We start from the raw sequence: 13,592 nt of genomic DNA, 5'->3' as shown, positions 1-13,592 counted from the left end.
TTAAGCGACCGGCGCATCAGGCGCAGGAGCTGCGTCCGGGACCGGCTTGGGACGCCCCTTCCGGAAGTAGATGGGCGCAAATGCCTCTTTCTGGTTCAGCTCGAGCTGCCCCTCGCGCACCAGCTCGAGCGCAGCGGCGAAACTCGAGGCGAACACCGTCGCACGCTGGGTCGGATCGGCGACGTGTCTGATCAGGAAATCGTCGAGAACGCCCCAGTCGTCCTGTTCGCTGATGCTGCCGACCAGCCGCTCCAGCGTCGCGCGCGCCTCGGCGAGCGACCACACCGTGCGCTTGGCCAGATGCACACTCGCCAGCACGCGCGACTGACGCTGCGCGGCGTAGGCCGTGAGCAGGTCGTAAAGTGTCGCGGTGTATTTCGGATGCTTGATCTCGGCGATCCGTTCGGGCTCGCCGCGCGGGAAGATGTCGCGCTGCAATTGCGGCCTGTTCATCAGCCGGTTGGCGGCTTCGCGAATGGCTTCCAGCCGGCGCAGACGGTTGGCGAGCGCGGTCGCCATCTCTTCCGCGCTCGGACCTTCCGCGCTCGGCGGCTCCGGCAGCAGCAGGCGCGATTTCAGGAAGGCAAGCCAGGCTGCCATGACGAGGTAGTCGGCAGCGAGCTCCAGCCGGATTTTTCGCGCGGCTTCGATGAAGTGGAGATATTGGTCGGCCAGCGCCAGGATGGAGATCTTGGCGAGGTCGACCTTCTGCTGCCGCGCCAGTGCGAGCAGCAGGTCGAGCGGGCCCTCATAGCCCTCGACGTCCACCACCAACGCCGGCTCACCCTCGGCAAGCTCTGCGGGCCGCCCGGTTTCAAACGATAGGATTTCTGCGGTCATGCGGATGCCGTGTTTGCCCGTGCGATCAATGCGTCCAGTTCGGCGCGCGCGGCCGCCCGGTCGAACGGCTGCGGCTCTCTGCGCGCCGCGAGCGCAGCATTCGCCCGCTGCAGCGCCCTGCCCGACAGTTCAGGGGTCTGGCCGGCGACCTCGCGCATCTCCTCGATGTTGCCGTTGCAATGCAGGGCCATGTCGCAGCCGGCCGCGAAGATGGCGCGGGTCCGCTCCGCGATATTCCCCGACAGCGCGTTCATCGACACGTCATCACTCATCAACAAACCCTGGAACCCGATTGCGCCGCGAATCACCTGAGCGATCATTGTCGCAGATGTCGTCGCCGGATGGGCGGGGTCGACCGCGCTAAACACAACATGTGCAGTCATGGCCATCGGCAAATCCGCCAGCGGCTTGAAGGCTGCGAAGTCGGTCCGCTCCAACTCATCCCGTGGCGTATCGACCGTCGGCAGCTTGAAATGGGTGTCGGCCGTGGCGCGGCCATGGCCGGGAATGTGCTTGAGGACCGGCAGCACGCCGCCCTGCTCCAGGCCCTCGGTGACCGCGCGGGCGATCGCCGCGACCTTGCCGGGCTCAGTGCCATAGGCCCGATTTCCGATCACGGCATCGGCACCCGCCACCGGTACGTCAGCCAACGGCAAGCAATCCACGGTAATGCCGAGTTCGGCGAGATCGGCCGCGATCAGGCGGGCACTCAGGCGCGCCGCAGTCAGCCCAAGCGCCGAATCAGTGTTGTACAGACCCGCGAAAATGGCGCCCGGCGGATAGACCGGCCAATGTGGCGGCCCCAGCCGCTGCACCCGACCGCCCTCTTGATCGATCAGGACCGGCGCGTCGGCGGCTTCGGAAACCGCACGCAATTCAGCAACGAGTGCAGCAACTTGTGCCGGCGTCTCGACATTGCGCTTGAAGAGGATGAAGCCCCATGGGCGCTCGCTGCGGATAAACTCCCGCTCGGCGGCGGTCAGTTCCGTTCCGGATACGCCCGTAATGAAGGCCCGCGTGCTCATAAGGGCCGATTAACCCTGCCCCGCGAGGGGGTCAAGGAAACGGCCGTTAATTCCTCTGGACGAAGCAGGCGGACAGGCCTGCGGACTTCAGGCTGTTGCAGGCCTGCGTCGCTTCCTCAGCCGAACCATAGGGCCCTGCGAAAGCGCGGTAGACGATTCCCTTGCCCTTGTCGGTGAGATCGACCCGCTTGATCACCGGCGAGCGGGAGCCCAGCACGCTGCCATACTTGCTCTGAAGCACGCGATAGGAGGCGTGGGCGCTGTCTTCCGTCTGCTGCGAGGAGACCTGCACGACATAGCCGCCGCCACCGCTGCTGGGGGGCGCAATTTGCGTCGGATTGGTCGCAGCCATCCGCTGCGGCGGTTCAGCCGGCGCCGCCTGCGGAGCCAGCGACATCGGCTGGTTGGCGCTGGCATTGGCCGAGGTCGGCGGATTGCGCGGCGCGGCCGGGGCAGCGACCGGCTTTGGTGCAGTTGCCGGCTTGGCCGCAGCCGATTGTGGCGCGGTGCTATCGGTCTGATCACCCTTCACGGCCACAGTCCTGATCGGGCGCGGCGAATTGTTCGGCAGGGTCCCGTTGCTCGCGTTTGTGCCGGCGCTTTGTAATGGAACCATGGACGGCGAAACGCTCGCCACCGGAGGCGGATTCGCATTCTGGTTCAGCGGCGGGAACACCACGCGGGGACCGCCCGCCTTGGCGTTGACGTCGACAGGCGCCTCCTCGCGCGGCACGATCTTCTCGGTGCCATCGCCGCTGACCATGCGATCCGGCACCTTGGCCGAGGAATCCGTCGGCGCAGGCACGATCTTGGTCGGGGTGTTGTCGGCCTTGATGATCGGCGGCTCGCCGCTGCGGGGCGAGCCCACATAGGTCTTGTAGGCGAAGGCCGCGCCAGTGCCTACCACGGCGAGCGCGAGAATCGCCGCGACGGTCATCATGCCGCCGCGCTGCTTCTTCGGCTCGTCGAGATCTGCTTCGGGATAATCGCTCTGGAACGCGTAGGGATCGTCCGGATAGGCCGGATCGCGCTGGTAGTCCTGCTCGCCCGCCTCCAGCCGTCCGTAGAGCGCATCATCGTAGCGCGCCGGATCGGGCTGCTGATGCAGCTCCTGATAGGCATGCTCCTGATAAGCCTGATCATGTTGCTGGCGAGCATGCCCTTGATAGGCCTGAGCTTGATAAGCCTGATCCTGATATGCGTGATCCTGATAGGCTTGCGGCTGATGAAAATCAGGCTCGGGCGCGGTCGGCTGGGCCGAATAGCGATGCAATGGATGAACCGGGTTCACAGAGACCGGATAGTCGGGTTCGGGTGCCGGCTGCGGCTGCACGTTGGCGCGCCGCATCCATGAGGGCGGCCCGGCCGGAGGCGGCGACGCCTGCTCGGCATAGTCCTGCTGGTCATCGTCCTGCGAATAGTCGTCGTCCTGATAGCTCTGGGCCGGCGCTGGCGCCGCCGGCGTGCGGGTACCGGGCCGTCCCTGCGCTGCGAAGGGATCGGTCTGTCCGATCAGGCGGGCAAGTTCGGCTAGGGGATCATTTTCCGCCTTGCCATGCTGGTCGCCACCGCGACCGTAGTCATCGGAAGGAAACGGTCTGTCCTGATATCGTTCGGCCATCGTGATGATGCGTCCCTTCGGGAAAGCCGCGCGCCCCTCGACCAAGGCACGGCTTTCGACCCACAAGGCTTTCAACCAAGTCTAAGTGATCCGGCTTCTGCCGGTTACCCCCAAAATTCCCCTTAAGTAGTTCGCCCCAAACTACCGCATCTCGTCCGGAGCATGGACGCCGAGGATGGCGAGGCCCGATGCCAGGACGGAGACGACGCCCTGGACCATGGCCAGCCGCGCCTTCGTTAGCTCTGCATCATTATTGATAATGAAGCGTAAATAGGGCAAATCGCGCCCCTTCGTCCAAAGCGCATGAAATTCACTGGCTAACTCATAGAGATAGAACGCAATTCGGTGCGGCTCATGGGCACTGGCGGCCGCTTCCAGCATGCGCGGATAAATTGCGAGGCGCTTAAGAAGGTCGAGTTCCACCGGATCAGACAGCCGTTCCACCGCCGACTCACGCAGCCATGCAACGCGCTTGCCTGAGTCCTCCGGGAGTTCCGGGAACACCTCGGTACGCGCATTCCGGAAGATCGAGTGGCCGCGGGCGTGGCCGTACTGGACGTAGAACACCGGGTTGTCACGCGACTGTTCCATGACCTTGGCGAGGTCGAAGTCGAGCACCGCGTCGTTCTTGCGGTAGAGCATCATGAAGCGCACGGCGTCCTGACCGACTTCATCCACCACCTCACGCAAGGTGACGAAGTCCCCGCTTCGCTTCGACATTTTCACCGGCTCGCCATTGCGCAGCAACTTCACGAGCTGGACGATCTTGACGTCGAGCGCGCCCTTGCCGGACGTCGTCGCCTTCACCGCCGCCTGCATCCGCTTGATGTAGCCGCCATGGTCGGCGCCCCAGACGTCGATCATCTCCGCAAAACCGCGGTCGAACTTGTTCTTGTGGTAGGCGATGTCGGAGGCGAAGTAGGTGTAGGAATTGTCCGACTTGATCAGCGGCCGATCGACGTCGTCGCCGTAGGCGGTCGCCTTGAACAGCAGCTGCTCGCGGTCTTCCCAATCCTCGACCGGCGCGCCCTTCGGAGGCGGCAGGCGGCCTTCGTAGATGTCGCCCTTGGCCTTCAGGAAATCGATGGTCTCGGCGACCTTGTTGTCCCCGGTCTCTATCAGCGTGCGCTCGGAGAAGAACACGTCGTGGCGGATGTTGAGGGCGGCGAGATCATCCTTGATCTCGTCCATCATCATCGCGATCGCCTTGGCGCGCACCGTCGGCAGCCATTGCGCCTCGCTCATCGCGAGCAGCTTGTCGCCATGCTCCCTGGCTAGCGCCTGCCCGACCGGCTTCAGATAGTCGCCGGGATAGAGCCCTTCCGGGATCGCGCCGATGTCCTCGCCGAGCGCCTCGCGATACCGGAGAAATGCTGAGCGCGCGAGCACGTCGACCTGGGCGCCGGCGTCGTTGATGTAATATTCGCGCGTGACGTCGTGGCCGCCGAACTGGAGCAGGCTCGCGAGCGCGTCGCCGAACACGGCACCGCGGCAATGGCCGACATGCATCGGTCCGGTCGGATTGGCCGAGACGTATTCGACATTGACCTTGGAGCCGCCGCGGACGCGGCCGTAATCGGCGCCCTCGCGCAGCACCGTGCGCAACGCCTCGGCCCATGCGGCCGGCCTGAGCGTCAAATTGATGAAACCGGGACCGGCGATGTCGACCTTGGCGATCAGCGCATCGGCGCGCAGCCGTTCGGCGATCTGCTCGGCGAGGTCGCGGGGCTTCGCCTTTGCCTCTTTCGCAAGCACCATGGCGGCATTGGTCGCCATGTCGCCATGGGAGGCGTCGCGCGGCGGCTCGACCACCACGCGCGAGAAATCGATGCCCTCGGGCCAGCTGGCATCCACCGCGAGCGCGCGGCAGGCGGCGTGCACGCGCGCGAGCACGTCGGCGAACAGGTGCAGGGATGAGGATGTGTCGGGCATGGGCGCCGCCTAACGCAAATCCGGGGTCGAGTCAAAGAGCCGCTGGTGCTCGGTCAGGGCGAAACGGTCGGTCATTCCGGCGATGAAATTGCCGATCCGGCGAGCCCGGTCGCCCGCGTTGTCCGCCTCCGCCCCCAGCAGCCATTCTGGCGGCAGCTCGGCCGGCACCTTCAGGTATTTCGCGAACAGGTCGAACAGGATCTGCTCCGCCTCCCCCATCACCCGCATTACCCGCTTGTGGCGGTACATGTGCTGGTAGAGGAAGCGCTTGATGGCAGCCTCCTCCTCCGCGACTGCGGCGGGGAACGCGATCAGCGCCCGGCTCTGCTGGCGCACGTCCCGGGCCGATTGCGGCTTGACGACGGCGAGGTTCTTCTGCGCCTCTGCAAACACGGCGCCGATCAGATGCGAGATCAGTTCGCGCACCAGCTCGGCCCCGCGCCTGACGTCTTCGAGATCTGGATAGTGCGCGGACGTCTCGGCGATGATCTCGGCCGTGAGCGGCATCGCCTTGAGATCGTCGAGATGGAACAGGCCGGCGCGCAGGCCGTCGTCGATGTCGTGGGCATCATAAGCGATGTCGTCGGCGATCGCGGCGACCTGTGCTTCCAGCGAGGCGAAGCTCCACAGTTCGAGATCGTAGGCCTTGACGTAGTCGGCGATCCCGACGGGAATGCCGTGCTCGCGATAGCGCCCGACCGGCGCGCCGTTGCGATCGGTCAGCGGGCCGTTGTGCTTGACGATGCCCTCCAGCGACTCCCAGGTCAGGTTGAGTCCGTCGAACTCGGGATAGCGGTGCTCCAGCGCCGCGACGACGCGGAGCGTCTGGGCGTTGTGGTCGAAGCCGCCAAAACCGTTCAGGCAGGCGTCCAGCGCCCGCTCGCCGGCATGCCCAAAGGGCGGATGGCCAAGGTCGTGGGCGAGCGCCAGCGTCTCCGTGAGGTCCTCGTCCAGCCCAAGCTGCCGGGCGAGTGCGCGCGCGATCTGTGCCACCTCCAGCGAATGGGTCAGCCGGGTGCGGTAGTGGTCGCCCTCGTGGAACACGAACACCTGGGTCTTGTACTTCAGGCGGCGGAACGCGGTCGAATGGATCACCCGGTCGCAATCCCGCCGGAACGGGCTGCGGGTCCGGCTCGGCGGCTCGGCGACCAGCCGGCCGCGGCTGCGATCGGGATCGCAGGCATAGGGCGCGCGGGGGGCAGCCATTCCGACGGACACGGCGAATTTAGTCCCTATCCATTTGATTCTGCGTATCCTTGCACTTAACTATGCCGGACGCGGGATACCAAATGAATTGGGCAAGTGATCCTGACAAGTGAATTTGGTATGACCGCGGGACTATCGGAGACGAGCTATGACGACTGACGTGACCATCAGTGACCGCGCCGCACGCCGGATTGGGGAGATCCTCAAGGGCGAAGGTTCTGGCGCGATGCTGCGCATCTCCGTCGAGGGCGGCGGCTGCTCGGGATTCCAGTACAAGTTCGACATCGACCGCGACCGCACCGACGACGATCTCGTGATCGAGCAGGAGAATGCGGTGGTCCTGGTCGATTCCGCCTCCCAGCCGTTCTTGGCGGGCTCGCAGGTCGATTTCGTCGACGACCTGATCGGCGCTTCGTTCCGCGTCAACAATCCGAACGCGACGGCGTCCTGCGGCTGCGGGACCAGCTTCTCGATCTGACCGGCTACGCGCCGGTCATCTGCCTTTCCTCGTCCGTCCAATCCGCCTCGACCGGAATCAGTTCCGGCTGAAGCGGCGCCTCATCAGGCATCGTGTGGCCGTCCAGCGCACGCAGCAATGCCGCGACCAGCGCCGGCTTGCGCAGCGGCTTTGCCAGGAAATCGGACATGCCTGCCTCGCGGCAGATCCTCACGTCCTCGGGAAACGCGTTGGCGGTCAGCGCGGTGATTGGCAACGTCGCGTAGCGCCCGCCTTGCGCGCGGATCGCACGGGTCGCGGCCAAGCCGTCCATGTCGGGCATGCGCACGTCCATCAGCACGATGTCGTAATCGACCTCGGAAACCGCGGCGACGGCCTCGACGCCGTCGGTGACGACACGCAGCTCGACATCGAAACCGCCGAGCATCTTGCTCACGACCATCCGGTTGACGGCGTCGTCCTCCGCGACCAGCACCTTCAGCGGCCGGTCGAGCCCGGCGATACGCGCCTTGAGCTCGTCGGCCTCATCGCGGCCGTCCGCCAGGTCGGAGGCCTGCGCCTGGCTCCAGGGCAGCACCAGCGTGAAGCGGAAGGTCGAGCCCTCGCCCGGCGTCGAGGTGACGCCGATGGTGCCGCCCATCTGCTCGATGATGCGCCGGGAGATCGCAAGCCCAAGCCCGGTGCCGCCGAAGCGGCGGCTGATCGAGGCGTCGGCCTGCGCGAAGTCACTGAAGAGCTTGTCGAGCTTCTCCGGAGCGATGCCGATGCCGCTGTCGGTCACCGTCCATTCGACGGTCGCGAGCAGATCGCGGCGCGCCTGGCAGGTCGCGGATATCGTCACCTCGCCCTCATCGGTGAACTTCACCGCGTTGGAAGCAAGGTTGAGCAGCACCTGGCGGATGCGCGCGACGTCGCCGCGCAGCGTCGGCGGCAGGGTCGGATCGAGCTCGACCTTGACCGCCAATCCTTTGCTCTTGGCGCTCGCGCGCACGACGGTTGCGACCGCTTCGACCAGCGACTGCGGTGCAAAATCGATCGCCTCGAACGCGAAGCGCCCGGCCTCGAGCTTGGAGAGATCGAGGATGTCATTGAGGATGCGCTGGAGATTGTCGCCGGACTCCCGGATCGTGGTGACGGCCTCGTGCTGCTCAGGATCGAGCCTGGTCTCCAGCAGCATGCTGGCGAGCCCGAGCACGCCGTTCATCGGGGTGCGGATCTCGTGGCTCATCACCGCCAGGAAATCGGACTTGGCGCGGCTTTCGGCCTCGGCCTTTTCCGCGCGCCAGCGCTCGGTGACGTCGCGCCCGAAGCCGCGATAGCCGAGAAACTGGCCGTCGCGGTCATAGGCCGGCTTCGCGGTCAGCGACCACAGCCGCGCCTCGCCGCCGGCAACGACCTTGAGGTTCATCTCGTGCAGCGGCTCGGCATGCTCCATCAGGCCGACGATGTTGTAGGCGGCCGCCTTGTCCTCGGGACAGAGCATGTCGAGCACGTCGGCGAAGAGCGATCCCTTCAGGAGCGGAAGCGGCAATTGCGCGACGTCGGCGAAGCGTTGGGGCACGTCGGTGAGATGTCCTTCGGCATCCGTCTGCCACAGCCAGTCGCTGGCGTTCTCCTGAAAATCCTTCAGCAGCAGCGAGATGATCTCGGTCTGCCGTTCGAGCTCGAGCCGGGCCTTGAGATTGCCGAGAAACAAATTGCCCTGCGAGACGATGTTGCGCGCCATGAAGAACGCGAACAGCAGCAGGAACACCGCCGTCACCAGATACGGCCCCGTCCCGCACACGAACAGCGCACCGGCGCAGGCGATCGTCATGGTGGCGAGATAGGCGAAGCCGGCGCGCGGGAAGGTCGACAGCGTGAAGGCGCCGCCGGACATCATGCCCACCATCAGGCAGGCCAGGATGAGCTGGCTGGTCGGCTCGACGCGGCTGAACAGCGCGAGCGGCAACGTGCCCCAGATCGCGGCGAGGAAGAATGCCTGCCGCAGCATCTGCCGCGCGGCATGCGGCGAGGCTTCCTGCGGGGGGCTCGCGTGCGATCGCTGCCATGACCGGAACGCGACGAGGGCGACGGCGGCGAGCGTCACGCCCCAGATTGCGAGGAAGTCGTTCCAGCCCCGGCCCCAGAACAGGATCAGCACGATGGCGACGTTGAGCATGGTGACGGCCATCGTCACCGGAATCAGCCGCGTCACCGCGTCGATCTGCTTGGCGCGGATGCGGCGCAGCTCGCGCTCGCTGAGATCGGCGGTCAGGCCCTCCTCGATCTCGTAGCCGCCGAGCCAATACAGAAACGCGCCGATCAGGCCGCTGCGCGGTTCGGTTCGCTTCATGGATTTGTCCGGCCATCCCATTCGAAAAACCTTTTTGGTATCAATGGCCCGGGGCGGGCTTAAGCCGGGTTAATTTTGTGGGAGATTTTGCGGCGTCCTTGACGGGCGCGTTTGCATTTTGTTCTAACCATGGCCCCTGCCCGGAGCCGCCGACATGCCCATCAGAATTGCCACCTGGAACGTGAACTCGGTTCGGCAGCGGATCGATCTCCTGCTGAGCTGGCTGAAGGAGTGCCAGCCGGACATCGTCTGCCTCCAGGAGATCAAATGCGTCGACGAGGCCTTCCCGCGGCTGGAGATCGAGGCGCTCGGCTACAACGTAGTCACCCACGGACAGAAGACCTTCAACGGTGTCGCCCTGCTCTCGAAGCTCCGGTTCGACGAGACCAAGTCGGGGCTGGCCGGCGACGACGAGGACGCCCATGCCCGCTTCCTCGAAGGCGTGGTGACGCTCAAGCGCGGGGTGTTGCGCATCGCCTGCCTCTATCTGCCCAATGGCAACCCGGTCGGGACCGAGAAATATCCCTACAAGCTCAAATGGATGTCGCGGCTTCTTGAATATTCGAAGGAGCGCCTCAAGACCGAGGAGCCGCTGATCCTCGCAGGCGACTTCAACGTCATCCCGCATGCCCGCGACGTCCACAATCCCGCCGCCTGGACCGAGGACGCCCTGTTCAAGGCCGAGACACGGGAGAGCTTTCAGTCACTGCTCGGCCTCGGCCTGACCGATGCCTTGCGCGCCGTCACCGACGAGCCCGGGCTCTACACCTTCTGGGACTATCAGGCCGGCGCCTGGCAGAAGAACCATGGCCTGCGGATCGATCACCTGCTGTTGTCGCCGCAGGCCAGCGACAAGCTCTCCAATGTCGGAATCGACAGCTATGTGCGGGCTTGGGAGAAGCCGTCGGACCACGTGCCGGTATGGGCGGATCTGGATCTCGAGGCGGCGTAACCACCGAACGGATGGTGGGCACGGCGCTTGCGCGCCTATGCCCACCGGAACCGAGCTATTCGCGGCGGCCCTGCACCCACTGTTCCAGCATTTGCAGGCACATGGCGCGGTCGTCGTCGGAGGCCTTGGAGAAGGCGCGGTTGTAGCTTTCCTTGATCCAGACCTCGTCGGTCCCGGCGCTGTCACGCGCGAGCGTCAGCCACATCAGACCGCGGGCGGCCTGCCGCGGCAGGCGGTCGCCGTTGAACAGCATCTGACCGAGCAGCGCCTGCGCCTCGTGCTGGCCCTTCTGGGCCGCGAGGCCAAGCCAGCGCGCGCCATAGCGGAAATCCTCGCGCGAGGCGTCCGGGGTCTTCAGGTACAGCCGGGCGAGATCGTATTGCGCATCCGCATTGCCGAAATAGGACGCCGCGTAGGAGAACATCTCCCGCGCCCGGTCCGGATCGGCCTTGATCTTCGAGTTCGGGATGCCGGCGAGATAATAACGGCCGAGCGCGACGAAGGCGTTGGCCACGACCTGCGCCTGCGGCGCCGACGGGCTGTCCTCGGCATGCGCGTTGGCGATCCGGCTGAAATATTCGAAGGCGCGCACGTCGTCCTGAGCGACGCCGTCGCCATTGGCGTACATGCGGCCGAGCTTCCACTGCGCGATCGGGTGGCCACCTTCGGCGGCGTATTGCAGGGCGCTGAGCGAGGTTTCCTGGGGCACGGCCGCCGGCGGCACATTGCGCACCTTGCCCGCTGCGCCCGGCAAGGTCGTGACCACCGGGATGGTCGCATCCTTCGGGCTGACAGGTGCGCCGTCAAAGGCGAGCGCCGGCGCGGCCAGCGCGCCGGCCCCCAACACAAACGCAACTATGGTACGCCTAGATATCCGCATAGCACTGTTTCTCGTGCGCGCCGCCCGGATGGGTGACTGCCCCACCGACCGCTGGTCCAACCTGCTGAGCATATTTCCAGAGCGCGCCCGTCGTGTGGTTAGTCGCGCGAGCGCTCCATTTGGTCTTGCGCTGGACCAGTTCCTGGTCGCTCAATTTTACGTTAAGGGTCCCGGCCACCGCGTCGATCTCGATGATGTCGCCGTCTTCGAGCAGGCCGATGGGACCGCCGATGGCGGCTTCCGGCCCGACATGGCCGATGCAGAAGCCGCGGGTGGCGCCGGAGAAGCGGCCGTCGGTGATGAGCGCGATCTTGCCGCCCATGCCCTGGCCGGTCAGCGCCGCGGTGGTCTGGAGCATTTCCCGCATGCCGGGACCGCCCTTCGGCCCCTCGTAGCGGATCACGATGACTTCGCCTTCGCGGTAGGTACGCTTCTGGACCGCCTCGAAAGCATCCTCCTCACGGTCAAAGCACCTGGCCGGACCGGTAAACCTGAGGTTGGACATTCCCGCGACTTTCACGATCGCACCTTCTGGCGCCAAATTGCCCTTCAGACCGACCACACCGCCCGTGACGGTGATGGGTTTGTCTGCCGGGTGCACCACGTCCTGGTGCGGATTCCATTTCACGCTCTTGAGGTTTTCGGCGATCGTTCGACCGGTGACGGTGAGGCAGTCACCGTGGAGAAATCCATTGTCGAGCAGCGTCTTCATCAGAAGCGGTATGCCACCTACTTCAAACATGTCTTTGGCGACATAACGGCCGCCCGGCTTCAAATCCGCGACATATGGTGTCTTTTTGAAGATTTCGGCGACATCGAACAGGTCGAACTTGATGCCGCACTCATGCGCGATTGCCGGTAGGTGCAGTGCAGCATTGGTCGAGCCACCCGAGGCGGCGACAACGGCGGCCGCATTCTCCAGCGCCTTGCGGGTGACGATGTCGCGCGGCCGGATGTTTCGGGCGATCAGATCCATGACCTGCTCGCCCGCGGTCATGCAGAAAGCGTCGCGGATTTCATACGGCGCCGGAGCGCCGGCCGAATACGGCAGCGCCAGGCCGATCGCCTCGGAGACGGTCGCCATGGTGTTGGCGGTGAACTGCGCGCCGCAGGCGCCCGCCGACGGGCAGGCCACGCGCTCGATTTCGTCGAGGTCCTCGTCCGACATGGCGCCGACCGAGTGCTTGCCGACAGCTTCGAACATGTCCTGCACGGTGACCTGCTGGCCCCGGAAATTGCCGGGCAGGATCGAGCCGCCATAGATGAAGATCGAGGGAACGTTGAGGCGGACCATCGCCATCATCATGCCCGGCAGCGACTTGTCGCAGCCGGCGAGGCCCACGAGGGCGTCATAGGCGTGGCCGCGGACAGTTAGCTCGACCGAGTCGGCGATGCATTCGCGCGACGGCAGCGAGGAGCGCATGCCGTCATGGCCCATGGCGATGCCGTCGGTCACGGTGATGGTGCAGAATTCGCGCGGCGTGCCGCCAGCGGAAGCCACGCCCTTCTTCACGGCCTGGGCCTGGCGCATCAGGGAAATGTTGCAGGGCGCGGCCTCGTTCCAGCAGGAAGCGACGCCGACGAAAGGCTGGTGGATCTGCGCGGTAGTCAGGCCCATGGCGTAGAAGTAGGAGCGATGGGGCGCGCGCGTTGGCCCTTCCGTCACGTGACGGCTCGGCAGCCTCTGCTTGATGTCGGTCTTCGCGTCCATCGCAACCAGTTTCCCCGGCCAACCCTTTCAGACCCGAAAAATCAGAGCCAAGATTTGAATCGACCTTGGGATTTCCCGTCGCCTTCCAAGACCACCGCTGCCGCCAAACATTCGAGTTATTTTATTCATGTTCAGGTGTGGCTAAAAAGCGGCGCCGATACGAACGGACGGAGATATGGGTTAAATCCGCGATCAGTGTGGCATGGACGGCACAATCGTGACCCGGAAGACACGAATTGGCTTACCGAGATACCTCTTGCTGGGGTGACGCTCTACAACTTGAGATTTCGTGCCAGCGCATTGCGCCCCCATCCGGCTCGACGATTGCGCCAGGCGAGGTGAGTCGGCGTATTCGCCTTTACACATCGCAATGGCGGAGCAAGGGGCGCCATCGCAGTCCTCCGAACACATTTCGACTTGCAGATACGGCTTCGCATCCTCGCGGCGCAATTCGCCCGAGCTTTGCTTGGTCACTCCACCCTCTCCAAGCCAAGAGGGCGCAGGGAAGGCCGGGTGCCGGCTGGCACCCGCGGTCCGCTGCGCGAAGATGTAGCGCAAAAGAACCGCACAGCAGCATGCAGGTGTAGCCAATCACTCGGCCTTCCCTGCGCAGTGGTTGGACGGCTTATGCCG

At 65.1% G+C, this 13,592-nt stretch carries 10 protein-coding genes; 2 read left to right on the top strand and 8 right to left on the bottom strand.

The features are described 5' to 3' along the window. The 5 genes from OC450_RS29630 to OC450_RS29610 form a co-directional block, all read right to left on the bottom strand. Positions 1-840 (bottom strand): segregation and condensation protein A, encoded by an 840-nt coding sequence (locus OC450_RS29630; RefSeq protein ID WP_211386309.1) that lies wholly within the window; start codon positions 838-840, stop codon positions 1-3. Beyond that, a complete protein-coding gene (gene nagZ, locus OC450_RS29625) occupies positions 837-1,865 on the bottom strand; it encodes a beta-N-acetylhexosaminidase (protein WP_262049183.1) in 1,029 nt (342 codons plus the stop codon). Before nagZ ends, OC450_RS29630 begins: the two co-directional genes overlap by 4 nt. A 46-nt stretch (positions 1,866-1,911) precedes the next feature. After that, entirely contained in the window at positions 1,912-3,486 is a 1,575-nt protein-coding gene (locus OC450_RS29620; RefSeq protein WP_211386307.1) for an SPOR domain-containing protein, read from the bottom strand. Between the two features lie 141 nt (positions 3,487-3,627). Then, complete coding sequence (gene argS / locus OC450_RS29615; RefSeq protein WP_262049182.1) at positions 3,628-5,418, bottom strand: arginine--tRNA ligase; 1,791 nt, start codon at positions 5,416-5,418, stop codon at positions 3,628-3,630. A 9-nt stretch (positions 5,419-5,427) separates the two neighbouring features. Further along, on the bottom strand, positions 5,428-6,636 hold the full coding sequence (locus OC450_RS29610) for a deoxyguanosinetriphosphate triphosphohydrolase (protein WP_211386305.1): 1,209 nt from the start codon (positions 6,634-6,636) through the stop codon (positions 5,428-5,430). A gap of 136 nt (positions 6,637-6,772) precedes the next feature. Here OC450_RS29610 and erpA point away from each other — a divergent pair, with 136 nt between their 5' ends. Then, positions 6,773-7,102, top strand: a complete 330-nt coding sequence (gene erpA / locus OC450_RS29605) for an iron-sulfur cluster insertion protein ErpA (protein ID WP_014495044.1) — start codon at positions 6,773-6,775, stop codon at positions 7,100-7,102. Between the two features lie 4 nt (positions 7,103-7,106). On the opposite strand, the gene OC450_RS29600 is transcribed toward erpA, so the two are convergent. After that, complete coding sequence (locus tag OC450_RS29600) at positions 7,107-9,437, bottom strand: ATP-binding protein (RefSeq protein WP_262049181.1); 2,331 nt, start codon at positions 9,435-9,437, stop codon at positions 7,107-7,109. A gap of 133 nt (positions 9,438-9,570) precedes the next feature. On the opposite strand from OC450_RS29600, the gene xth reads away from it, so the two are divergent. Further along, entirely contained in the window at positions 9,571-10,368 is a 798-nt protein-coding gene (xth, locus tag OC450_RS29595) for an exodeoxyribonuclease III (RefSeq protein ID WP_262049180.1), read from the top strand. A gap of 55 nt (positions 10,369-10,423) precedes the next feature. On the opposite strand, the gene OC450_RS29590 is transcribed toward xth, so the two are convergent. Both OC450_RS29590 and ilvD read right to left on the bottom strand, forming a co-directional pair. Further along, on the bottom strand, positions 10,424-11,248 hold the full coding sequence (locus OC450_RS29590) for a tetratricopeptide repeat protein (RefSeq protein WP_262049179.1): 825 nt from the start codon (positions 11,246-11,248) through the stop codon (positions 10,424-10,426). Next, positions 11,235-12,959, bottom strand: coding sequence for a dihydroxy-acid dehydratase (ilvD, locus tag OC450_RS29585; protein ID WP_211386301.1), 1,725 nt, complete (start codon positions 12,957-12,959; stop codon positions 11,235-11,237). Before ilvD ends, OC450_RS29590 begins: the two co-directional genes overlap by 14 nt. Between the last annotated feature and the right edge of the window lie 633 nt (positions 12,960-13,592).

Source organism: Bradyrhizobium sp. Bra78, assembly GCF_024519855.1.
GTDB lineage: Bacteria > Pseudomonadota > Alphaproteobacteria > Rhizobiales > Xanthobacteraceae > Bradyrhizobium > Bradyrhizobium japonicum_G.
The sequence above is the reverse complement of the archived record's forward strand: the minus strand, read 5'-3'. Positions and strand labels throughout refer to the sequence as shown.